Annotated in this window: 23 protein-coding genes; 1 reads left to right on the top strand and 22 read right to left on the bottom strand. The window is 37.5% G+C overall.

What is annotated here, in order from left to right; all coding sequences use genetic code 11:
* Nucleotides 1–69: 69 nt before the first annotated feature.
* The 19 genes from G3O09_RS10370 to G3O09_RS10285 form a co-directional block, all read right to left on the bottom strand.
* On the bottom strand, nucleotides 70–426 hold the full coding sequence (locus tag G3O09_RS10370; protein WP_163101417.1) for a small basic family protein: 357 nt from the start codon (nucleotides 424–426) through the stop codon (nucleotides 70–72).
* Complete coding sequence (locus tag G3O09_RS10365) at nucleotides 426–1,151, bottom strand: DUF881 domain-containing protein (RefSeq protein WP_240338402.1); 726 nt, start codon at nucleotides 1,149–1,151, stop codon at nucleotides 426–428. The genes G3O09_RS10370 and G3O09_RS10365 overlap by 1 nt, the downstream gene beginning before the upstream one ends.
* Before the next feature lie 29 nt (nucleotides 1,152–1,180).
* Nucleotides 1,181–1,888 carry a DUF881 domain-containing protein gene (locus G3O09_RS10360; RefSeq protein WP_163101416.1) on the bottom strand — a complete coding sequence of 236 codons (708 nt, stop codon included), beginning with the start codon at nucleotides 1,886–1,888 and terminating at the stop codon, nucleotides 1,181–1,183.
* A complete protein-coding gene (locus G3O09_RS10355) occupies nucleotides 1,860–2,699 on the bottom strand; it encodes a cell division protein FtsQ/DivIB (RefSeq protein WP_163101415.1) in 840 nt (279 codons plus the stop codon). Before G3O09_RS10355 ends, G3O09_RS10360 begins: the two co-directional genes overlap by 29 nt.
* A 433-nt stretch (nucleotides 2,700–3,132) precedes the next feature.
* Nucleotides 3,133–4,047: a UDP-N-acetylmuramate dehydrogenase gene (gene murB, locus G3O09_RS10350; RefSeq protein WP_163101414.1), complete on the bottom strand. Its 915-nt coding sequence runs from the start codon at nucleotides 4,045–4,047 to the stop codon at nucleotides 3,133–3,135.
* 73 nt (nucleotides 4,048–4,120) lie between these two features.
* Nucleotides 4,121–5,212 (bottom strand): undecaprenyldiphospho-muramoylpentapeptide beta-N-acetylglucosaminyltransferase, encoded by a 1,092-nt coding sequence (gene murG / locus G3O09_RS10345; protein ID WP_163101413.1) that lies wholly within the window; start codon nucleotides 5,210–5,212, stop codon nucleotides 4,121–4,123.
* A 445-nt stretch (nucleotides 5,213–5,657) separates the two neighbouring features.
* Nucleotides 5,658–6,758, bottom strand: coding sequence for a stage V sporulation protein E (spoVE, locus tag G3O09_RS10340; protein WP_163101412.1), 1,101 nt, complete (start codon nucleotides 6,756–6,758; stop codon nucleotides 5,658–5,660).
* Between the two features lie 260 nt (nucleotides 6,759–7,018).
* A complete protein-coding gene (murD, locus tag G3O09_RS10335) occupies nucleotides 7,019–8,371 on the bottom strand; it encodes a UDP-N-acetylmuramoyl-L-alanine--D-glutamate ligase (RefSeq protein ID WP_163101411.1) in 1,353 nt (450 codons plus the stop codon).
* Entirely contained in the window at nucleotides 8,372–9,349 is a 978-nt protein-coding gene (gene mraY / locus G3O09_RS10330) for a phospho-N-acetylmuramoyl-pentapeptide-transferase (RefSeq protein WP_163101410.1), read from the bottom strand. It lies immediately after the preceding gene.
* Between the two features lie 100 nt (nucleotides 9,350–9,449).
* The gene (locus G3O09_RS10325; RefSeq protein WP_163101409.1) at nucleotides 9,450–10,919 is read right to left on the bottom strand and encodes a UDP-N-acetylmuramoyl-L-alanyl-D-glutamate--2,6-diaminopimelate ligase; all 1,470 of its coding nucleotides are present in this window, start codon (nucleotides 10,917–10,919) and stop codon (nucleotides 9,450–9,452) included.
* Between the two features lie 197 nt (nucleotides 10,920–11,116).
* Nucleotides 11,117–13,033, bottom strand: coding sequence for a stage V sporulation protein D (locus tag G3O09_RS10320; RefSeq protein WP_163101408.1), 1,917 nt, complete (start codon nucleotides 13,031–13,033; stop codon nucleotides 11,117–11,119).
* Between the two features lie 420 nt (nucleotides 13,034–13,453).
* Nucleotides 13,454–15,658, bottom strand: coding sequence for a penicillin-binding protein (locus tag G3O09_RS10315; protein ID WP_163101407.1), 2,205 nt, complete (start codon nucleotides 15,656–15,658; stop codon nucleotides 13,454–13,456).
* Nucleotides 15,658–16,017: a cell division protein FtsL gene (ftsL, locus tag G3O09_RS10310; RefSeq protein WP_163101406.1), complete on the bottom strand. Its 360-nt coding sequence runs from the start codon at nucleotides 16,015–16,017 to the stop codon at nucleotides 15,658–15,660. Before ftsL ends, G3O09_RS10315 begins: the two co-directional genes overlap by 1 nt.
* 20 nt (nucleotides 16,018–16,037) lie before the next feature.
* On the bottom strand, nucleotides 16,038–16,970 hold the full coding sequence (gene rsmH, locus G3O09_RS10305) for a 16S rRNA (cytosine(1402)-N(4))-methyltransferase RsmH (RefSeq protein ID WP_163101405.1): 933 nt from the start codon (nucleotides 16,968–16,970) through the stop codon (nucleotides 16,038–16,040).
* Nucleotides 16,971–17,013: 43 nt separating this feature from the next.
* Nucleotides 17,014–17,445 carry a division/cell wall cluster transcriptional repressor MraZ gene (gene mraZ, locus G3O09_RS10300; RefSeq protein WP_108669793.1) on the bottom strand — a complete coding sequence of 144 codons (432 nt, stop codon included), beginning with the start codon at nucleotides 17,443–17,445 and terminating at the stop codon, nucleotides 17,014–17,016.
* Nucleotides 17,446–17,732: 287 nt separating this feature from the next.
* Nucleotides 17,733–17,858, bottom strand: a complete 126-nt coding sequence (locus tag G3O09_RS22760) for a hypothetical protein (RefSeq protein ID WP_275898310.1) — start codon at nucleotides 17,856–17,858, stop codon at nucleotides 17,733–17,735.
* 183 nt (nucleotides 17,859–18,041) lie between these two features.
* A complete protein-coding gene (gene bshC, locus G3O09_RS10295) occupies nucleotides 18,042–19,679 on the bottom strand; it encodes a bacillithiol biosynthesis cysteine-adding enzyme BshC (RefSeq protein WP_163101404.1) in 1,638 nt (545 codons plus the stop codon).
* Nucleotides 19,680–19,792: 113 nt separating this feature from the next.
* A complete protein-coding gene (locus tag G3O09_RS10290) occupies nucleotides 19,793–20,179 on the bottom strand; it encodes a DUF3397 domain-containing protein (protein WP_163101403.1) in 387 nt (128 codons plus the stop codon).
* Nucleotides 20,180–21,070: a 2-dehydropantoate 2-reductase gene (locus tag G3O09_RS10285; RefSeq protein WP_163101402.1), complete on the bottom strand. Its 891-nt coding sequence runs from the start codon at nucleotides 21,068–21,070 to the stop codon at nucleotides 20,180–20,182. It lies immediately after the preceding gene.
* 263 nt (nucleotides 21,071–21,333) lie between these two features.
* On the opposite strand from G3O09_RS10285, the gene G3O09_RS10280 reads away from it, so the two are divergent.
* Nucleotides 21,334–21,792 (top strand): N-acetyltransferase, encoded by a 459-nt coding sequence (locus G3O09_RS10280; protein WP_163101401.1) that lies wholly within the window; start codon nucleotides 21,334–21,336, stop codon nucleotides 21,790–21,792.
* A 216-nt stretch (nucleotides 21,793–22,008) separates the two neighbouring features.
* Here the strand turns inward: G3O09_RS10280 and G3O09_RS10275 are convergent, their stop codons facing one another.
* The 3 genes from G3O09_RS10275 to rpmF all read right to left on the bottom strand — a co-directional run bounded on the left by G3O09_RS10275 (nucleotide 22,009) and on the right by rpmF (nucleotide 24,110).
* Nucleotides 22,009–22,608: an RsfA family transcriptional regulator gene (locus G3O09_RS10275; RefSeq protein WP_163101400.1), complete on the bottom strand. Its 600-nt coding sequence runs from the start codon at nucleotides 22,606–22,608 to the stop codon at nucleotides 22,009–22,011.
* 114 nt (nucleotides 22,609–22,722) lie between these two features.
* Nucleotides 22,723–23,487 (bottom strand): enoyl-CoA hydratase/isomerase family protein, encoded by a 765-nt coding sequence (locus tag G3O09_RS10270; protein WP_163101399.1) that lies wholly within the window; start codon nucleotides 23,485–23,487, stop codon nucleotides 22,723–22,725.
* 449 nt (nucleotides 23,488–23,936) lie between these two features.
* Nucleotides 23,937–24,110, bottom strand: coding sequence for a 50S ribosomal protein L32 (gene rpmF, locus G3O09_RS10265; RefSeq protein WP_163101398.1), 174 nt, complete (start codon nucleotides 24,108–24,110; stop codon nucleotides 23,937–23,939).
* Nucleotides 24,111–24,123 lie beyond the last annotated feature (13 nt).

Genomic DNA, 24,123 nt, shown 5'->3' with positions numbered 1-24,123 from the left:
TTTTTCCCTTTTTAAATAAGAAAAATTTTTTTAAAATACAAGGATATTTATAAAGAACTATGGAATTTTTCAATTTGTATGTCTGGAAGGTTCTGACCATTTAGAAATCAAGATTCTACGAATCACAGCGATGTTTTGGAAAAGCCTTACTCCAAAAGCAAAAACTGCCGCTAAATACAAGTCTACACCAAGATGAACCCCTAGAAAAGCTAAACTTGCTGCCAATACAATATTGAAGAAAAAACCAGAAACAAAAACTTTTTCATCATAGATATTTTGCAAATGAGCCCTTATTCCCCCGAATAACGTATCCAGTGCCGCTAACACTGCAATTGAGAGATAATTACTGTATTCTGTCGGGATACTAAAATCTGACATGAGTCCTAAAAAAACTCCAATCAATAACCCAAAAATAGGAAGCCACATCAAGAATCCCCTCCTTTTAGTTCAGTAACTGTCTCCATGTTTTTAATCCGGATGCTATCCTGATAAGCTGGTATTTTCACATTTTCTTGCGGAGAGGAAATAGTAATCGTCAAATTATCTATGAAGAAATCCTCAACCACTTGTGCTACTTTAATCCTGTCGTATAGTTTTCCAGGTTGATCACTTAAAACCTTTATCTCAATCGGGAACCTATTCAATGGGTATCCATCCACCTTTGTTACCCCATTGATATCACGTATGACAGATGTATTTATAATCCTTTGACCATTTAAAGAGATATTTAAAGCACCATACATATTTAATTCATTAATAAGTCGTCTCAACATATCCGGGGAAATATTCGTGTCATTTGTATTAAAGGATAGTTCTTCTGCAATAGGCTCGATTGTCATTATTATCCCTTTACCTTCAACACTAGTCAGTCCGACTTCCTTTTTCAACTCAAGCAATGTTTCACGCAAGATCTGTTCTTTGCTTTGCGTTCTTTCTGTTTCATAGCTGGCCAATTTTTCATCAAGATTTCTTGCTTCTTTGATTAAATTAGATTGAAGCTGTTGTTCATTCAGCAAGTCAGATCTTAATTCCCAAGTATCACGCGTATCACGAATGATGGGTTCTTCATTGATTGTTTCAAATTGAATGGCTAGCATAAACCCAATAATGATGGTGACTGCCGTAAATCCAATTTTGTTTTTCCTAGTCACAACCACACCAGCCTTCTGTCAAAGCAATATTAACTCCCAATAATTGGTTCAAGTACGATTTCATCTTTCTTTTCCATAGAAAAAATGATGTTTTCATTTAAAAGCTGATCTTTAACTCCGCCATTTAAATTAAGGGCTTGAGTTAATACATCTGGCTCCCCAATCGCTGTAATAACGAAAGGAGCAGGATGCTGATTCCCATCCACAGTAATGACAGGTCCATTACAGACGATATAGGATTTATGATCTAGCCTTTGACCATTGATGGCTATGGCAGTTGCTCCAGATATATATAATTCGTTAATTACACTGAACACATGATGCTCATGAACAATATAATTATTAATGTTTTCAGTGGATGGATCATATTCTCCATCTGAAAGTACAACCTCTACACCTGTTCCTTTTACTTTCACTTTCCCAAGGAACATCCTATATTTTTCGGTATCCTCAGCCATATTGAAGAACACTTGCTTTTCCTTCGCTAAATCTTGTTCAATCGCAGTGATTTTTTCTTGTTTTTTCAATATTTCGTTTTGTAACTTCCTATTTTTTTCTTCCTGGTTAATCAGTTGCTGTCGAAGTTCATACTCTCTTTCCCAGCTTCTATCAACCAATTTCTTAGGAGTTTCATCTCTATTTGTCATTTTATACGAAAATGCGATCATAAAACCTAAAACTAGGAAGACGATTGAAAGAATAACATGTTTACTCATCACTTTCATTGGTCTCTTCATCACCCTCCTCTTGATTCTTCTGTTCACCTTCTGTTTTTTCCTCACCTTCTAACGTCGGTTCTTCCACTCCATAAGCCCTAAAATAGGAGCCTACTTCTAAATCAATAACCCCTTTTACTTTTGGATCTAATTGATTGACAATGTATGGATAGTGGACTAATTTTTCAGAAAGGGTTCGTGAAGAGGCCAGCACTTCATATCCGTCATTCATATAAATTCTTATATGATATTTATCAGTTTCTTTAGGTTCAAAATACACTTCAGAAATAGAATTTGAAATTTCTTCTGGTAGCTTGTCCAATTCTTCTATGATTTGATTCAATTCCAGTCCTTTGACAAAACCAATTAATACTGGCGCATATACTGGAATATCTCCATTTTTCAGGACAGGTAATATCTCTCCGCTAGAAAGCACAGGATAAAACTTTGAATCCTTAACTAAGTACGCCACTCTTTTATATTCTTCAACTGTGATTTCAACTGTATTTGGGAGCGTCACTTTAACTGATGCAGCTTTAATTTCAGGGAATTTCTTTATTTTCTCCACACTTTTTTCTTTATCCACTTTCCACATACTATCATTCTTTTGTATTCCAGAAAGTTCTATGATTTTTTCGTCATGGATATACTTGTTTCCCTTTACCACGATATGCTTGATCTGGCTTAAGGGGGAAATAAAGTACAGAACGCAAATAATCAATAAAAAGAAAAAAGCCAATAATCCAATCAACCTTCTATTCGCCTTTTTTTTACGCATTTGCTTCAATTTAGGAATCCGTTCTTCTATTGATACAATTGTTCCTCTTTCCACCCTTGACACCTCTTCAATGATTCGTGCTTTTTATTAAAAGTTCTTTTTACATAGATTGTTGTTTTAAGACTATAAAATTTGTCCGTTGAATGCAGCGAGAGGCACTTGCTTTCCGCTGGGAGGGATAGGGCCTCCTCGGCGTTACCGCCTGTGGGGTCTCCTACTTCCCTCCCTTTCCCGAATGACATTGAATAAGCTTCCTCGAATAAATACCGCACGAAGGAAAAGCGAATGCATTTTCGAGGAGTCAAGTGCCGTCCGCTACAATCAACTCAGATAGTTATTGTTAAATTACACTATAATGGAACAAACTTTACGTAAAGCACCCTTGGTAAAAAATAAAGCCTATTTCTAGGCTTTATTTAGGCAATACCTAGGTAATTCTTAGCTCTAGGTTTATATATTGTAACACAATTCGAAATTTTCTTGGTCATTAATTAGCCTTTCTACCAATAATTTCTACTTCAGTTTCCATTTCAACACCGTATTTTTCTAAAATTACATCTTTGACATGCTGAATTAAGGCTAATACATCTTCAGAAGTAGCCCCACCAGCATTGACGATAAAATTCCCATGCATTTCAGAAATCATCGCTCCCCCAATTCGATGTCCTTTAAGACCGGCATCTTCAACAAGTCTTCCAGCATATTGTGGTAGCGGATTACGAAATATACTTCCAGCACACGGGAAGTTATACGGTTGCGTGTCTTTTCGATACATCTTATTTGCCTGAATTTTAGCAACGATTTCTTCTCTATTTCCTGGTTGAAGTTCAAAGATTGCTTCTATAACAATACCTGGACGGTTCTTTTGAAGGACAGAAGTACGGTAGGAGAATTCCATTTCTTCATTCGCTAACCACTGTAAATTACCGTCTTCAAAAAGGACATGTGCTTTTACAAGGATTTTGGAAATATCAGAGCCATGTGCCCCTGCATTCATATAGACAGCCCCACCTACTGAACCTGGGATACCACCTGCAAACTCTAAGCCTGAAAGGCCTTTTTTACTTATTTGGGTAGCAAGACTAACTAATGAAAACCCTCCCCCTACTCGGATTTGATTTTCATTTATTTCAAGTTGGTCAAGCCCAGCACTTAATTTTATTACGACACCTTCTATTCCTTCGTCTGAAACTAAAAGGTTGGAGCCACGGCCAATAGCACGCCATTTAAGATTATATTTTTTGATGACTTTCATGGTTTTTTCTAAGTTTTCAATCGAGGAGGGTTCGACCAATAGATCCGCTGGTCCTCCGATTTTCATTGTAGTATGGCTGGCTAAAGGCTCGTTTTCTAATACCTTGCCTACTTCTAATTCTTTTAATTCTATAATTACTTCTTTCATAGTAACCTCCCCTAATCTTTTCGAAAGTTAGGATATGATATTCATTCTTTTTAAGAAACGCGCGTATTCAAATCTATTTACTGATTTCTTTAATCAAAGAATGCACCCTATCTGCTGCATCTGGAATGCCTTGGGCTCTAGCCGCTTCCTTCATTTGATTTAATTCTTCATTATTCATTAGGATGGAATCAATGGTAGTAACCAATTGTTTCCCTGTTAAGTCTTGTTCTAATATCAATTTTGCAGCTCCGTGTTCGGATAATGCACGGGCATTTTTTTCTTGATGGTTATTCGTTACGTACGGACTTGGAATCAAAATACTTGGAATGCCTAGTGCTGTCAATTCCGCTAATGTTGTTGCACCTGCACGCGCAACAGTTAAATCAACCCCAGCCAATATTTCTGGCATATTGTGGACAAAGGGCTTGATAATTACATTTTCGGGATTTCCAATTAGATCAATTTCTTTTGCGACCGCTTCATAATGAACATCGCCAGTAACGTAGAGAACTTGATACGGTTTTTCACCTAATTCTGCCATTACCTTTAACACTGCCTCATTAATTGGACGTGCCCCTCTGCTACCTCCAACGATAAGCACCGTTGCTCGATTAGGATCCAATCCAACGGATTCCATACCTTTAATACCATCTTGATCCAATACTTCAGAAGCACGAGGATTTCCAGTTAAAACAGTCTTTTCTTTAGGGAAATATTTCCTTGCCTCTTCAAAACAAATGGCAATCTTGGACACATATTTACTTAAAAATTTATTGGTAAGTCCTGGTACACTATTTTGCTCGTGTATGATAGTTGGAATACCTAATTTCGCAGCTGCATATACAACCGGACCACATACATAGCCACCTGTTCCAATCACTACATCCGCACCGAAATCCTTTAGCATTTTTTTACAATCAGAAACACCTTTAACAAAGCGGACAATGGTTTTTATATTATCAAAAGAGAGCTTACGTTTAAACCCTGTTATATGTATCGATTTAAAGGTAATATTTTCCATAGGAACAAGTTTACTTTCAAGACCTTGTTCAGTACCGATATATAAAAACGTACAATCACTATGTTTTTTTTGAATTTCTCTAATTAATGCAAGTGCTGGATAAATATGGCCACCTGTTCCACCACCGCTAACAACGATTCTCATTTTGTCACCCCTGAAATAATGAACTACCTCTTTAATAGACGTATTCTTCTTTATCTGAAATATAGGACAATAACGTCTGGAACATGATAGATAACACCCATGCAAACTAGGATTTACCCTCTTCTACTATATTCTAAACCGTATTATTATTCCACTTTATTCTTAGATTCCTACTAGTGGTATGACAAAAATAATGAAGAAGTCACAAGCTAACAAGTTATATCAATATACCATCGAAAAGTTTAATACAAGAGAAGATAGTCTTTGACATTTGGAACTAGAAAAGTCTTTATTAACTAAAATATAGGACTAATTAAAAAGATAATTTTCTGGAAAAAGATCTTAGTATCATAGCCAAAAGAAAAAAGAGTGCTCAAAAAGTCGACTTAAGCAACCTTTTGAGTCACCCTCTTAGGAGGCTGAATTCTTTAATTATTGGGTTCCATTAATATCTGGCATACCTGCTGATATTTAATAATACCCCAACCGCCATCAGCATAAGAGTCAAGGATGATCCCCCGTAGCTTAAGAATGGTAATGTGATTCCAGTAACCGGTATTAATCCAGTTACAACCCCAATGTTAATCATTACTTGAATCGCTACCATCGCAATGATTCCTACCGCTAAAAAACTACCATATAAGTCGGGGGCACCAAGAGCAATGCGAATTCCACGCCATAACAATAAGGCAAACAATAAGATAACGAAAGAACCACCAATAAAACCAAGTTCTTCTGACAATATGGCGAATATGAAATCCGTCTGAGGTTCGGGCAAGTAGAAGAATTTTTGTCTACTTTGCCCTAGTCCTAGCCCGAATAGCCCCCCAGGTCCAATGGCCAATAACGATTGGATCATTTGAAAACCACTACCAAGCGGATCTTCCCACGGATCTAAAAATGATGTAATCCTCTTTATCCTATATGGGGCTGATATGATTAGTCCAATAAAACCTACAACCCCAATTAATCCTAATCCTACGAAGTGACTAATTCTGGCACCCGAGATAAAGATCATGACTACACATGTTCCAACCATAACTGTTCCAGTTCCTAAATCCGGTTGTAACATAATCATTCCAAATGCTAAAAATACTAAAGAAAGCGAAGGAACTAGCCCTTTCTTAAATGAGGTAATGTACTTTTGCCTTTCAGAAAGGAATTTTGCCAGAAAAGCAATCATGGCCAACTTCATGAATTCAGAAGGTTGGATTGCAAAAGCTCCTATTCCAATCCAGCTTCTAGAACCATTTCTCCAAACCCCAATGCCGGGTATTAAAACTAGGACTAGTAAGATAAAACAGATGATGATAATCACCTTTGCCCAAGTCCGCCAAGTCCAATAGTCAATGTTCATGATAAAAAACATCGCCAGTATACCAACACCTGCAAAGAGGACTTGCCTTTTCGCAAAAAAGAAGGAATCGTCAAATTTGTAGGTAGCCCATATTGCGGAAGCGCTATAGACCATGATTAGTCCGATCGATAGTAAGGACAAAGTGACGATGATTAATATAAAATCTGGGTTTGATTTTTTTAAGGGCACGACCGTTACACCTCTAGTCTAGATTAGAGCTTGTTCTAAGTATAAGAAAAAACAAAAAGAAGCGGACACAACACAATGTAGAAACACCTGATCCATCAAAGACTAATCTACTCTGATGGTATGTGGGATTTAAACACTGCTGGGTCAGCTTCTCTATCTTGGTTGCCTTCTTGTTGAATGAATAAGAGACATGTTTTAACTGTTTAGTCTCTAGTAACTGTTGCTGCCCCGGACGTTCGTCCGTCTTCTAATACAAGCTCTTAGTTCAGTTTATGCACAGCCTCCATAAACATGTCTCCCCGAACTTCAAAAGTTTTATACTGATCCCAGCTTGCACAAGCTGGTGATAAGAGAATTATATCCCCTGGATCAGAAAGTTCGAAAGCGACTGGAACAGCCTTTTCAACATTATCGACATATTTTATGTTCGTTATTCCTACTTCTTTTGCTACTCTCTCAATTTTTTTTGCAGTCTGGCCAAATGTAACAATTGCTTTTACATGTGCTAAAGCAGGCTTGAGTTCATCAAATTCATTTCCACGGTCAAGGCCACCTGCTAGTAGGATCACGGGTTCCTCAAATGAAGTAAGGGCTTTTGTAGCTGCTAGTATATTAGTAGCCTTGGAATCATTAAAGAATTTACGATCCGCAATCGTTGCTACATATTGAAGTCTGTGCTTTACACCATGGAAGGTTTGCAGCACTTCTAAAATAGCTCTATTGTCAACGCCTTTTAATTTACTGACTGCAACTGCAGCTAAGATATTCTCAAGATTATGTTTTCCGGGCAATGCAATATCCCTTACAGATAAGATCTTTTCTCCACGGAACATCACATAGCCTTCTTGTACATATGCCCCATTTTCTAAAATGGTTTCTGTTGAAAATGGTACATGCTCTGCTTTTGAATGGATTACTAGTTCCCTGACATCTGATTGGTCGGCATTATACACAACATAATCTTCTTCTGTCTGGTTTACCGTTATTTTCCCTTTAGCCTGTGCATATTCCTGCTTGCTGGAATGATAATCTAAGTGGGCATCATAAAGGTTGGTTAATACAGCAATGGAAGGTCTGAATTCTTCAATTCCCATTAATTGAAAAGAAGAAAGTTCGATGACAATATTGTTGTATGATTCTGCCGTTTCAGCTACACCTGAAGCAACAGTCCCAATGTTACCTGCAATTAATGGGTTCTTTCCTCCCCGTTCCAACATTTCATGAATTAAAGTGGTCGTGGTTGTTTTACCATTCGTCCCAGTAATTCCTATAAACGGAGCTTTACTTATTAGATAAGCTAATTCCACTTCCGTATAAACTGGAATTCCCTTTTTGATTGCGCCATCAACCAACGGATTGGTATAAGGGATACCTGGATTCTTAACGATAAATTGAAACCCTTCGTCCAACAGTTCGATTGGATGATCACCACAAATCACTTTTATCCCTTGCTCAAGCAGACCTTGAGCTTCAGGATTTTCAGAAATAGGCTTTTTATCATTTACTGTCACAAAAGCACCTAACTTATGTAAAAGTGAAGCAGCAGATACCCCACTCTTTGCCAGACCTAGTACCAATACTTTTTTTCGTAGAAATTTAGTAGTTTCTTTCAATTATAACCACACCTCTAAATAGATTCCTAAAACAGCAAATAATAGGCCGACTGTCCAGAATGTAACGACGACCCTCCACTCAGACCACCCTACTAATTCATAATGATGGTGCAAGGGGCTCATTTTGAAAATGCGTTTTCCTGTCATTTTAAATGAAGCAACTTGTAACATAACGGAAAGAGTTTCGATGACGAATACACCACCGATTATCACAAGTAATAATTCTAAATCTGTTAATAGTGCTACGGTAGCTAATGCTCCCCCTAAAGCTAGGGAACCAGTATCACCCATGAATACTTTTGCTGGGTGAGCATTAAATACTAAGAAACCTAAAACTGCACCTACAACAGCAACTGAAAAGAGTGCTACATCGTATTGCGCTTGATTCCAAGCTAACACAGCATAGGCACCAAATGCGATTGCGGCAGTACCCGAAACTAATCCATCCAACCCATCAGTCAAGTTGACTGCATTTGAAAAGCCCACTTGCCAAAAAATGATGAATACGACATAAAGCCATCCAATATTGAATTCTAGATCAGTGCCTGGAATCCCAATATGAGGTAAAAACCCTTCAGTATCCTTATAAATCCAATAAAAAATAATTGCTATAATAATTTGACCTATCAATTTCTGTAGTGAAGTCAAACCCAAATTCCGCTTCAAAACGACTTTAATGAAATCATCTAAAAATCCTAATAAACCAAATCCTAATGTAACAAGGAGTAATAGGTACATTTTAGTGGAAGGTTCAGAAAACTTCCCAATCATCACTAATGTCGATACCGTTACTGATATTAAGATGACGATACCACCCATGGTTGGGGTACCCGACTTTTTCTGATGGGATTTAGGCCCTTCCTCCCTTATGCTTTGACCGAATTTCAACCGCCTTAGAAAGGGGATGAAAATAGGAGAAAGTAACACTGTAATGAGGAATCCAGCAATGATTGTAAAAAACATCACTTGTTCTAACATAGTAATTCCCCACCTTTCTCCACAGCTGCAAATCTATTGTTTTGTTCATTCATAATCTCTATATACATGTAATTTTCACACTCGTTCTATTTTGTAATATTTATTTAGATTTTTTATTCTTTATGGCTTCTAATGAAACGACTCTATCATCGAAGTCAAAAATTTTATCGCCTATTTGTTGATAGGTTTCATGGCCTTTCCCTGCAATGACAATGACTTCTCCTGTTTGAGCTCCATTGATGGCATGGAATATGGCATCTTTTCTGTCAGGAATCAGCTGATAAGGCTTTCCTTGTACTCCGGCTTCCATATCCTTCAGAATCTCTAGTGGATCCTCACTTCTTGGATTGTCGGATGTGAAGATTGCTTTATCTGCAAATTCACATGCGATTTGTGCCATTAATGGACGCTTTGTTTTATCTCTGTCCCCTCCACATCCAACAATTACTGTGATGCGGTTTTTCGCAAAGTCCTTAACAGTACGAAGTACATTTTCCAAACTATCGGGCGTATGGGCATAATCTACAATTACTGAAAAATCTTGACCAGCATCCACTGCTTCGAATCTCCCTGACACTCCTTTTACATCTTCAATCGATTGCACAATTGAAGCAAGGGGTAAACCAGAGCATATTGACACAGAAATAGCCGCCAGTACATTATAGACGCTAAATTTACCGATAAGTTTCATTCTTACGTCTAACTCACCAAATGGTGTAACCAACGAAAATTGTGTACCACTAGAAGTAATCAATATGTTTTTAGCCAATACATCTGCATCATTATCTATTCCGTACGTCAAGACATGTGCAGCAGTCCATTTTTTGAAATCTTCTGATGCAGGATCATCAGCATTCAAGACAGCAAATTTTTGCCTTCCATCCACAAATGTGTTACCAAGCTGGGAAAAAAGAAGCGATTTTGCAAACTTATACCGTTCCATTGTTTTATGGAAATCTAGGTGGTCCTGGGTTAAATTTGTAAACACTGCTATATCATAATCACAGCCATGGACTCTCCCTAGCTCTAAAGCATGTGAAGATACTTCCATAATAGCTGTTTCTACTTGTTCATCGATCATTTCTGCAAAGATTTTCTGTAATGTAACGCTATCTGGTGTCGTATTTTTTGTTTCTTTAATACTCTCACCAATCTTTGTATACATAGTACCGATTAAGCCAGTTTTCTGATGATGATCATTGAAGATCTTTTCAATCAAGTGACTGGTCGTAGTCTTTCCATTCGTTCCTGTTATTCCAATTAGACGTAATCTTTGGGTTGGATGGTGATAGAACGTATCTGCAAGTATAGCCATTGTTCTCATCGTATCTTTAACGATAATGACAGGGACATCCACTTCCACTGGTCTTTCTGCAACAACTGCCACAGCACCTTTTTTAACTGCATCAGCGGCAAATTGATGCCCATCAACTGTATACCCTTTAATACAAATAAATAAGCTGCCCTCTTTTATCTTTCGATTGTCGTTTTCAACAGAAATGATATCTGGATTTTCAACAATCTCATCCTTAAACGAAGGAAGGGCTTTTAATAACGTATGTAACTTCATTCTTTCAATTCCTTTCAACATGGGCACTTTCGTACATTCTATATTTTACCCCAAAAATAGTCAGAGTGCTATGTGATAGGAGTAACATATTTAATCCCGCACTAACATTTTACATTCCCCTGGGTTCATAAATTGAAACAAAGCGGCTGGTTTACAATCAGCCGCTTTTACATTCGAGTACTATTCTATACTGATTATTATTCATCGCCAAGATATATTCTTATTGTCGAACCTTCCTTCACTTTAACACCTGCTTCTGGGGCTTGTTTAACCACCTTTGTACCACTTCCTGCAATATCTAATTTCAAGGAATATAATTGAGTCTGTAGTTGTTTTGTAGTCATGCCTACCATCTCCGGCACTTCCACCATGATAGGATCTAGCCAAGTAGTTTCTTTTTCAATTTGGTTTTTTCGAGGCTTAACCCCTAATGCATGTAAGGAATCCTCCATGATATTACCAACGATTGGAGCAGCTACGACCCCACCAAATTGAACAGTTCCTTTTGGATTATCAACCGCAATATATATGACGACTTGAGGATCATCAGCAGGGGCAAATCCAATGAAAGAAACTATGTGGTTATTTTCCATATACCGACCGTCTTTAACTTTTTGAGCCGTTCCGGTCTTCCCACCTACACGATAGGAATCGATATAGGCTCCTTTACCCGAACCTTTTGCAACCACTGACTCCAAAGCCAAGCGTATTTTTTTTGAAGTTTCCTCGGAAATGACTTTTCTTTTCGCTTCTGGTGTTTTTCTCATCAGAACTTCCCCAGTTTTTGAGTCTACTAACTCCTTAGCAATATATGGCGTATAAAGTGTACCACCATTTACGGCTGCCGAAACAGCTGCCACTTGCTGAATCGGAGTCACTGATACACCTTGACCGAATGCAGTGGTGGCATGCTCAACTGGGCCTACTCGCTTCATATCGAACATGATACCTGTACCTTCTCCTTGTAAGTCAATACCTGTCTTTTGACCAAAACCGAAGTCTTTAATGTATTCGAATAGTTTTTCTTTCCCTACACGGTTACCTAATTCAACAAAACCAGGATTGCATGAGTTTTGAACAACTTCTAGAAAGGTTTGGCTTCCATGACCACCCCTCTTCCAACAGCGAAGGGATGCACCCGCTACTTCTACACGACCTGAATCGTAAAAATGATCATGCTCTAGGCTAACCTTTTTTTCTTCCAAGGCTGCAGCAAGCGTAATAATTTTGAATGTCGATCCAGGCTCATAGGTACTCCAAACAGGAAGGTTCCGATTGTATATCTCTTGAGGTACATTTTGATATTTTGACGGATGGAAGGTCGGTCTACTGCTCATAGCAAGGATTTCACCATTATTAGGATTCATCGCGATTCCAATGATACCATCTGGATTATAGGTAGCTTCAGCAATATCCAATTCCCTTTCCATGATCGTTTGGATTTTGCTGTCGATTGTCAGTTTTAAATTAGCTCCGTCTTTAGGAGCTACATAATCATCTGCCATATTCTCCATTCTTTTTCCTTTCGCATCGGAATAGAACTGAACATAGCCTTTTTCACCTTTTAATTGCTCGTCATAGGATAATTCGATCCCCATTAACCCCTGATTATCGATGCCTGTAAATCCTAGAACATGGGATAAATATTCACCGTAAGGGTAATGTCGTTTAGAATCCTCGGCAATATATACACCTTTTAGTTCCAAAGCTTTTATTTCTTTCGCTTTTTCATGAGATATCTTTCTACCTTCTTTAATTCGTACATTTACCTCTTGTAAAGTTATTTGTTTATAAATCTTGTCCTTTTGAACATTTAAAGCCACTGCCAGCTTTTCTGACGTTGCAACTGGATCTTCCACCTGTCTTGGTACCACATAGACGGTTGGCGCACTGATATTTGTAGCTAATGCCACACCATTTCTATCAAGAATTTCTCCTCTTTTCGCTTCAAATGTTATGTTCCTGCTCCAAGAATCCTTTGCCTTGTCAGTCAGCGTATTCCCTAGAAAAAACTGTACATACCCTAAGCGGACGTCAATGATTAAAAAAATAAACAACCCGACCAATAATGCAATGAATAACCTTTTCCTAACGGTTACATTGGAAACTCGCAAAGAAAGCACCCCCAACTCACACTTGCTTTCAATCTATGCTTGTACAAGGGGAAATAGAACAAGCCTTCCTACAAAACAGGAAGGCTTGTTCTATAAAGCACTAAGAGAAAGCTTCTTAGAATAATCCTCGCAGGAACAATCTTCTTTTTGATTGTTCCGAAGGCGCTTTCGCTTTTTTATTAATATAAAGATAGGTTTCTGAAGTTTGAGCAGTGTCTAGCTACGACGTACAGGACGTACTAGTGCCGACAATGCCACAGGACGTGGCGTTTTTGTCGGCCAGCGCCCAGCGACTAGTGTGCTTCGGCCTCCTCCTTACGATAAGTCAACATCGAATCACTATCGTTCTTCGTGTTTCCTTTATCTCATGCGGATTCCTCCAGCCCATACGTCGCTAAGCAGGGCGCTTTCGCTTTTCTATTAATCATGTACTTCTTCTTCGTCTTTTTTAGTGGACTTTTTTTCTTTTTTGATCATTGTCTCTGGTGGCTTTAGATCTATGATGCAATACATACCTTTTGTGATTTTCGTGCCAGGCTTGATATTTTGTTTCGTAACATAGCCACTTCCTGCTGTATTCAAATCCAGATTTGCAATCTTGGCAACCTTCATGACGTCTCGTAAAGACCAGCCTTTTAAATCAGGCATTTTAATATCCCCATTTGTTAAAAGGATGATTTTTTCGCCTTCAAGCAATATACTACCCGGCTTAGGGGATTGATTAATGACTTGTTCTCCTTTACCTAAGACTACCACCTCATATCCATCCTTTTGCAATTGTTCTTGCGCTTTAGTGGTTGATACTGAAGAGTAGTCTTCAATTCCTTTTGATTTTACCTCTTGAATATTTGAAGGTTTGATATTTAAATATTGCAAACTACTTTTCATTACTGGATTAAATATAGCCGATAGGACATCCGCTCCAGTTTTTGTCTCTCCCAGTTCAGGTTGTAGTGCTGCAACATACATGATTAATTGAGGGTCTTCCTTTGGAGCCATCCCAATAAAGGAGAAAAGATAGTTGTTTTTACCTACTTGATATTTTCCATCTTTCCCTATGATTTGAGCTGTCCCTGTTTTACCGGCAACTTTATACCCATCAATACTATACTTTCTACCTGTTCCTTTTTCTGCAGAGACAACCGTTTCAAGATAATTTCTTACCTTTTCAGCTGTAGAAGCTGAAATAGGCTGGCCAACCACTTCTGGTTTAGTTTGTTTTACAATATTTCCACTCGGATCAATGACTTTATCGATCACATACGGTTTTCTCATTTTCCCATCATTTGCAATTGCAGAAAATGCTTGAATTTGTTGGATTGGAGTTATGACTGTACCTTGACCGAAGGCTGTCGTGATTTTCTCACTTTGCCATTTATATAAGATTTTCCCACCCACCTCATTTGGCAAATCTATGCCAGTTGGTTGTTCAAACCCAAATTTGGTCAAATATTCTCTGAATTTATCCGCTCCCAAATGTTCCATTGCGATGGTCGCAAAAGCAACATTGGAAGATCTCTGTAAACCTTCTAAAAACGTGATGGTTTTCCCTCTTGGTATACCACTATGGTCACTAGATACGCCTTTGTATGAACCTGTTTTGAATGTGCCATTCGGATTGAATTTATTTTCTTCGACAGCAGCGGCCAAAGTAAACACTTTCATAGTGGAACCTGGCTCGAAATTCTCTTCAATCGCAAGGTTTTTCCAGTTCTGGCTTAAGCCCTCACGAGTTGTAGGATGGAAGGTAGGTCTCTGAGCCATTGCATATATTTCCCCAGTTTTTGGGTTTGCTACGATTGCAATAAGTTCCTTCGGCTTGTATTCTTTGTATACTTGATTCAGAGAATCCTCAAGGAAGGTTTGGATTTTTTTATCCAACGTCAGTTGAACCGTATTTCCATCCTTTGGAGGGATTACTTTTTCTTCCTTCTTATTCGGTAGAAGAAAACCCCATCGATCACTTTCATATTTAACCTTCCCATCAGTTTCTTTTAATAAGGGTTGTAATGTTTTTTCCAAGCCTAACATCCCGACTGTTTCTGTTTCAGACGATTTTTCTGTGTTCTTCGTCTTTTTTTCCACATAACCCACTACATGGGAAGCAAAAACACCATTCGGATAAAACCTCTTCGTATCTTTTCTGAAAGTAATCCCTGGTAACTTCAACGCTTCAATCTCTTGTTTTGTTTTGTGGGAAAGATCGCGTCCTGCAGCACCAAATTCGACTTGGAAAGCATCCTCTTTATCTAATCTTTCAAGAATTTGACTTCTTTCTAAATCTATATATTTAGAGAGTTTTTCTGCAGTTTCTTCTTTGTCCACTACATGTTGTGGATTATTCTTGTCGACCGTCATGCTATCATCCAGAATAGCCACTAAAGAATAAGAAGGTGTATCTTCGGCGATAACTGCTCCGCGGCTATCCAATATCGATCCCCTGCTGGCATCAATGGTCCGATATTTTGTGTATTTGGCTTGCGCCTTTGCTGCAAGCACCTCGCCACCAGCTTCACCTGATGCTTGTATGAACACAAATCTACAACTCAATAGAAAAAAGAGCAGTCCGAATATTAGTATCAGAATGGCTGCTCCCGTGTTCATATTTCTCTGTTTCACGTACATTATTTTTGCACAACCTTGACATTATTTTCATTAAGCTTTAGCCCTAATTCAGAAGCTTTTTGCCAGATTCGCTCATATGTACTGAGTTCGCTAACTTCTACTTTCAAATCATTATTGACTTTGTTTTGATCTGAGATGGATGACTCGACTATTTGGATATCTTTATTCGCTTCATAAATTGCATATTGGTTGGAAACAATAGTCGCAGCCAATACCGTCATGACTAATGCGAATGCGACCATAAGAATTTTTTCACCAACCGTGATTCTAGCCTTATGTCTGACAACCGTCTGTACGGACGTTTCATTCTGTTGCTCATGATTTCTTTGTTCTTGAATTTTTCTAGCTAAATTGCTCATCTTGTTTCCCCCCTGTATTATTATAATTTTTCAGCAATCCGTAACTTGGCTGACCGTGCACGGTTATTTTCTTCAAGCTCTTCTTCACTAGGTATTATCGGCTTTCTATTAACAAGTTTTAACTCAGGTTTGAATTCATCCGGAATAACAGGTAGTCCTGGAGGTAATTGAGGGACCTCACTCGCTTTTTTAAAGACAGTCTTACAAATTCTATCCTCTAATGAATGGAATGTTATGACTGAAATTCTTCCGCCAGTATTCAAAATGGAGATACTTTGTTCCAATGATTGTTCAAACACTTTCAACTCATCATTTACTGCGATTCGTATCGCTTGGAATACCCGTTTTGCAGGATGTCCACCCGTTCTTCGTGCCGGAGCAGGAATCCCATCCTTGATCAGTTCAACCAATTCAAACGTTGTTTCGATTGGTTTCTTTTCTCTAGCTGCTTCAATCTTTCTTGCAATTTGTTTTGAAAATTTCTCTTCACCATATTGAAAAAAGATACGCGTTAAATCGTTGAAAGACCAATGGTTGACAACATCATAAGCTGATAATTCAGCGTCTTGGTCCATCCTCATGTCTAGAGGGGCATCATGCTGGTAACTGAATCCTCGTTCAGGGGTATCCAATTGTGGGGAGGAAACTCCTAAATCATATAAAACACCATCGACTTTTATTACGCCTCGTTTTGCTAATTCTTCCTTGATGTATGTAAAATTACTTTGGATTAGAGTGACTTTTTCACCATAATCTTTTAGCATTTCTTTTGCGCTTTTGATTGCTGTTTCATCTTGATCGAACGCATATAGCCTTCCTTGGTCTGAAAGTTGGGATAGTAGATAACTACTATGTCCAGCTCCACCTAACGTACAATCCACATAAATGCCATCAGGCTTAATATCCAATCCATTAACTGTTTCCTTCAATAATACAGTTTTATGCTTAAACAAACCTATCACTCTCCAATTGCTCGTTGTCCGTTCTATTCGCTTATCAAATGTCAAAACCAATCATATTTTCTGCTATATCAGCGAAAGAATCTTCAGATGCTGTAAAATAGTCTTCCCAAAGAGGCTTGCTCCAAATCTCAATTCTGTTTGAAACACCTAAAACAACGCACTCTTTTTCGAGCTGGGCATAGCCCGTTAAGGGAGTTGGTATGTTGATTCTGCCTTGCTTGTCCACTTCGCACTCCGTTGCGCCAGAAAAGAAAAATCTTGTAAAGGCTCGAGCGTCTTTTTTCGTTAATGGTAAGGCCTTGAGTTTTTCCTCAAGCAAGCGCCACTCTTCCATGGGATAACCGAACAAACATTGATCGAGTCCACGTGTTAACACAAATTGTTCCCCTAAAAGCTCCCTGAACTTCGACGGAACAATTAAGCGACCCTTATTATCAATGTTATGATGGTACTCGCCCATGAACATATGCTCTACCCCCACTTTCTATCTCAAATTTACCACATCCCTCCACTTTCTACCACTATTTTTAATATTCTTCTTATACTAATATATTCCTTTTAGCATTTTTTTTGGTTTTCGCGTGTATTCTACAGGTTTGGACAGTGTTTTTTTAAGGTTGGAAGCTCATGAAGGCGCGATTTAGCGAATGACGAATTATTACCCCACAATTTGCTGATAAAAACATGTGATAATTTATATGACAGTCATCATCAATCCATATTAAAAAGGCTCTTTTCGTATAGATTGTTGTTTTAAGTATATAAAGGCTGCCCGTTGGTTGCAGCTCCAGGCACTTGCTTTCCGCGGGGAGGGATGGGAGCCTCCTCGGCATTACCACCTGTGGGGTCTCCCACTTCCCTCTTTTTCCCGCAGGACATTGAATAAGCTTCCTCGAATAAACACCACGAAGGAAATGCGAATGCATTTTCGAGGAGTCAAGTGCCCTCCGCTACAATCAACTCAGACCGTTATAGTTGAATTACATTAGAAGATCAACAATCTTTACAAAAGCAGCCATAAAAAAGAGTCAACATCCCCACAATTAGGGACATTGACTCTTCTTATACAAGGACAACCTTGTGCATGCTATTGAATTCGAGGTCAACTTTCATTAGGTCTGGAATAAATTCTGGACCATATTTGTTTAAATAATAGTACAGATTGATGATTCTTTCTTGTGGGGAAGAAAGTGGGCGCAATTGGTTCTGAACATCAATATATTTATTCAATATATGATTGTGCTTCTTCTCGACACTTCCGTTTATACGATCGTATATGAAATCCAATTGCTCATTTATTAAATCTGCATTTTTCTTTAACAATGGCTCTAACCCTTTATCATAATGTAAAGCCGCTTGGGACAACATTTGATGATTGATTATAAGCTGATTCTTCATTTGGCCATATAAGCTTTCAATACTTGAATCTTTAATGGAATTTAAGAACCTAGACTTAGCACCATCTATTCCATAGGCCAATACCTCATATATGTCAACATCAATTTCATGTAAAGCTTTTTGAATATCCTTTTCAATAAAAGTAATATTCAATCTCGGTACGATAGGAGGCATTTTCATTTCCAGCCATTCAAAAGCAAGCTTTAATTCACTCCAATATGCTACTTCACCTGGACCTGAGATAAAAGCAAGTACTGGGAACAACATTTCCTGCATAATCGGCCTTGATACCACATTGTTACTTAAACATTCAGGTTTCTGCTTTGCCAATTCCAATAATTGTTCTTTAGTAAAAATATAAGCTCCAGCTTTATCTTTAAACTGATGAGTATCTGGATCATAAAATAGTAGGGCACGCTCATGCTTCTCTATGTCGTAAAAGAAAAGGTTTGCTGCGTAATCTTCTAGTTCAATGGTTCGTTTATACCCTTTTTCTATCATGAAGGATTGTTGCTTCATGACTTGATTTGTTATTTGTTCTTGGTTAAGGATTAACTGTTCAAAATAATCACTTTCATGCCTTCGTAATTTTTCATCGGCAGCATCGATGATCAGTAACCCATAATCCTTGAACCATGAATGAACTAATTTTACGAAAAAATCACTAAAGTTGTTTGATTCACTAGCAATATATTTTACTTCCTCAAGCAACGTCTTTGTATATCTAGTTTCGCCAAAGGATTGAAAAACATCAGAAGCCCATCGTTCAACGGTGCCGAAGTCAAGTGGAACGTCAGAAATCATAGACTTAGTTTCTTGATAATAAGGATAGGAAACTTTCTCATAACGATTGCCTTTCTGAACAAAAACATGGTTCACTTCCTGCAAATCATGATCTTCCCCTGCTACCCAAAAGACAGGCACCACTTTTTTTCCTAAGTTGAGAGATTGTTGCTCTGCAAGTTTGATAATGGATATGATCTTATGGATCGTATAAAGGGGACCTGATAATAGACCTGCTTGCTGTCCACCAATGACAACAGTTGTATCCTTCTCTACAAGAGCATTGAGGTTTTGTTTAATTTTATCGGTAAGTCCTAGTGGAGACATATAGGTAGATATATATTCTGCAAGTTCTTGTCTCTTAAATGTTCTTTCCTGCAGATCTTTAAGCCGTGTCCGGTAAACATTTTGCTCTTGAAGATCATAATGGAAGAATTCCTGGATTGCTAATTTATTCTTTATGTAATCTGATGCAAACTTATTTATGGAAGGTAAAGCCAGTTCTTTTAATTCCATCATAATACTTCCTTTCAAATACAACTACATACGCCTTTAGAGTATAACACCGTTAAGTTGGAAAAGAAAAAAAAATGCCCAATGAATTAACAAATCATTAAGCATACTGTTATCAATCAAATCGTCATGGTTACACTCTTAACCAACCCATAGATCACTAAAACGATATAAGCAAATGAAAAAATGATAAAATTTAGTTTCCAAAAACCTCGAACCACTTTATTCATGACAATTTCTTCTTTCACTTTATAATGCACAATGACTACAGTTAGTGCTACCATTATCAGTACTAAAAAAATGGCCCAAATCATCGAAATCCCCCAAATTGTATGTATTAAAAAATGGACCGAAACAATAAAAAGGATAGTACTGATATCCACTGATATCCTTACAGACATACGATGGTTTTTCGTGATTTGTTTAGCAATAATAAATGATAGGAGATACCCAATTATCGGTACAGTTACAAACGTTGCAATAATGAACGATAGAATATTTGACATCTACTTCCCCTTCCCTGACTGCAGCTCCTTCCCCTTTACCATGTTGTAAAGAGATTCACTAAGCAATGCGAGATGATTTCTCTTTTTGGCCTCAGCTAAAACATACCCTAGAATTGCATCTATTTCTGTTTGTCTTTGATTTTCAATATCTTTTAACATCGACGAACTATTACTGCTTGTATTTCTACAAACATATTCAATGTGTCCTAATACTTGTTTCCAATCTGATATTTCAAATACAGTACATAATTCCTTACATAAACTTGTTAGTATGTGATGGAAATGGGAATTGGTCATTAATTCTCCGTTCTTCACTTCTAGAATCGCAGTTAAAGGGTTTACGCATGCATTGACTAATAATTTATCGAGAAGCATTGGTAAATAGTGATCCTGGAAGTAAATAGGGAATTTCTCAATCCTACTTAAAAAGGAAATAGAGCTAATATCCCCTTGGAACGCTGCCATTTTTACAGACCCGTGGCCAGTATGATGTACAGTATGATTGTCTACTTTCAATGCTCCATGCTCCACTGTGCCAAGAAAAATATCCGCTTTTAAATGTTTTATTTGGTCGAGATGGGCCATTCCATTCTGTATGAAAATCAGTTGGCTTTTAATATTTTTTAGATATGGTAGGACTACTTCCAATTGATATTGTTTGACTGTAATAATTAGTAAATCTTGTTCCGATATAAGTCCTTTATCTTCAAGGTTGCATGCATTAACTTTGGCAATTTTACGAACATCCTCTATTAAGCAATGGATTCCATCCTCGTTAATTTCCTTAGCTTGATGCTCTGTTTTAGTAAAGATAGTGATGGCATGTTCAGATGATAAATAGAAGCCGAATAAAAGACCTATCGCACCCCCACCAATTATCCCAATATTCATGGCATGATTCTCTCCTATGTATGTATGATTATTTTAACTAAAATGTCCTTATGTAAAAATTGACACATGACTAAATGACTGGTTATATAACGATACTCTCCAATTAGTGTCATGTATATATTCTACATAATCTTAACAAATCCTGTTAAAACTGTTATAAGTGATTTTTATAGGAATTTCACAAGAATTTATTATATAATGAATTTATAGAAATCTTTAATAATGACCATCGAATTGCATCTAGATAGAGGGGGAAGAAGCAAATGGAATATAAAGTAGAGCCATTGCTAGTCAATTACAAGACATTAGAAGAGTTTAAGAAGTTTAAAGAATACGGCATTCAAGAACTTTCTATGCATGAAGACCTCGAGGCAAATATCATTGAAAATGATAGTGAATCCCCATTTTACGGGATTTACTTTGGCGATAAGTTAGTTGCTCGTATGTCATTATATCGGAGAAGTGCTAAATTCGACTTATACTTTGAACCTGCACAAGAGTATTTAGAGTTATGGAAACTTGAAGTTCTACCTGCTTATCAAGGAAAAGGATATGGAGAAACACTAGTTGCATTTGCAAAGAGTTTCACTTTACCTATCAAGACCAACCCTAGAGTCCAGTCTCATGATTTTTGGATGAAGATGGGCTTTGAAGCGGTTACCTATGATATGGAAAGAGATTTAGGACAAAATCCTTTAATTTGGAAACCATTAGAAAACTAGCCGAGTGCCAAACCCTCAAGCGACGACAAGGGAGTAGCGCACTTATACTTTTTTACAAAAACTAGAAACTACAACGACTTGTTTCTCTGTTGCCAAATTTATACTTCCTTTCTAAAAATAAAGGTAAAAAGGGAATGAAGATATGTACGCTTTATGCGTCTATATCTTCATTCCCTTTATTTTTATATGATACTAGAATAATAATGGTATTTATGGTTATACTTTTTGAACTTTTTTGCCATCTTCTTTATTTACAAGTTTTCTGGCCTTCTCCAATATTTCAAGGATGGAACGGTATTCACTTTCAATTGTATGGATTTTATTTTCTAGTTCTTCATTCATTCTTGATAGCTTAAAATTTTCTTCTTTAAGAATTTTTAACTCCTTTTGCAATTTATCCTTTTCCTGATCCTTTTGTGAAACAAGTGATTCAAAAGAATTTAAGTATGTTACGATATTTTGCAAATTAAGACTATCGCCTTGTATGGTCGATTCAGCTTGTTTTAATGTGCTTTCTACCTCCACCGCTGCGTCCTTTGTATTCACTTCTGACTTACTTTGAACCTGATTCTTCTGATACGCTTTCTTCTTATATTCTTTTCTTTGTTTTTTAGCCAGTTCGATTCCTGATTTATATTGTTTTCTAACAAAGGAATTCCATCTGAATCCACATGCAGCCGATGTCCTGGAGAGCTGCTTGCCGACCTCTTCAAAAGCTGTAAGTTGGGTACTTCCTTCTCTAATATGCCTTAACACTACTTCTGCTAGTAATAAATCTTCATCTTGACTCCAAGCGTCTTGTCTTGTCATCGACATGCATGGATCCCTCCTAATAAGTATTTATACAAAATATGCACTTAATAGGAATGCTAGAAGACTTTTTTTAAATAATTGCATAAAGGAGATATAGTGATATTTAACCTTAAATCTTTATATCTTCTTTCCTGTAAACTTTGCCACTGCCTGTAAATGCGCATCACTTTCCCAAAGATTGGCACACTCTCGAATTTCCTGGTCTATTCTTTCTTTTATATTTGTTTCTTTCCATTTCCGAATCAAGATTTGTTTATACGCTACTAGGACTTCCTGTTCCTTTTCGATCATGTTAGCCACTAGAGATTCCCAATGATCCTTCTCATTTAAGACTTGATCAATAAAACCTAATTGTTTAGCTTCTTCGGGTAACAAGACCTTTGCAGAAAGGAGCATCTTCAATGCATTAGACGGGAGGAGTTTCTCTAATAGAATCGTACCTCCGCCCCATCCAGTCGTAATTCCTTGATTTCCCTGAATAAAACCTACTTTCACCTGTGGATAGGCCCATCTGAAATCACAAGCGGATGCAATTTCACAGCCCCCTCCAACTGCTGTCCCATTTAATATTGCAATGGTTGGAATAGGCAAAGTTAAAAGGGAATATAGTACTTCTCCCATTTTTGAAAGCATTTCATATGCGTCTGTTGCTGTATGTAATCTATGAAATTCACTAAGGTCTCCACCTGAACAAAATGCACGGTTCCCTTCACCGATAATGACAACAGTTTTAATATTCTTATTTTCCCTTGCCTCTAAAAGTACTGAAGCCAATTCATCCATGATTTGATAATTTATTGCATTTCTCTTTTCAGGGCGATGAATCGTTAATTTCAAAATCCCATCTTTTGATAGATGTTTTAATAAAGATTGCTCTAACATGGTGCATCACTCCTAATCATCAAGTTTGCATACAATAGTGATTCTAGATGAGCTGACCTGTTCCCTTCTTTTCAAAATTAATAAAAAGGGTGGTTTCTAAACTTTGTTGCTATTTCACAATGGAGTGGTTGATTTCAGTTCCAGGATGCTCGCTTTTCGCGGGGCGGTCCTGGAACATCTTCGGAGCTTTACGCCTGTGGGATCTCACCTGTCCACCGCTCCCTCAGGACATTGAATTGCATCTGTGAATTACACCACACGAAGGAAATTCTAATGCACTTTCGAGGAGTCTCGCACCTTCTGCTTCAATCAACCTATTTTTTATTAACCATTCACTTTAATAAATCCAATTTAAATACAACAATCTTTTAGAAAAGAGAATATAAATAATGAAAAAGAGACTAAAATGACTGGTAAACAGTCATTTTAGTCTCTTTCATCAGGAAAAATTATTTGTTCACAACTTCTTTTCCTTTGTAAGTACCACAAGCTTTACATACACGGTGAGCTAATTTGCTTTCACCGCAGTTTGGGCATTCTACCATACCAGGAACTTGAAGCTTAAAGTGTGTACGACGTTTTCTTTTAACCGTCTTGGACGTTCTTCTAAAAGGTACAGCCATTATTCCCACCTCC

This window comes from Peribacillus alkalitolerans, from assembly GCF_010882125.1.
Lineage (GTDB): Bacteria > Bacillota > Bacilli > Bacillales > DSM-1321 > Bacillus_BN > Bacillus_BN alkalitolerans.
The sequence above is the reverse complement of the archived record's forward strand: the minus strand, read 5'-3'. Positions and strand labels throughout refer to the sequence as shown.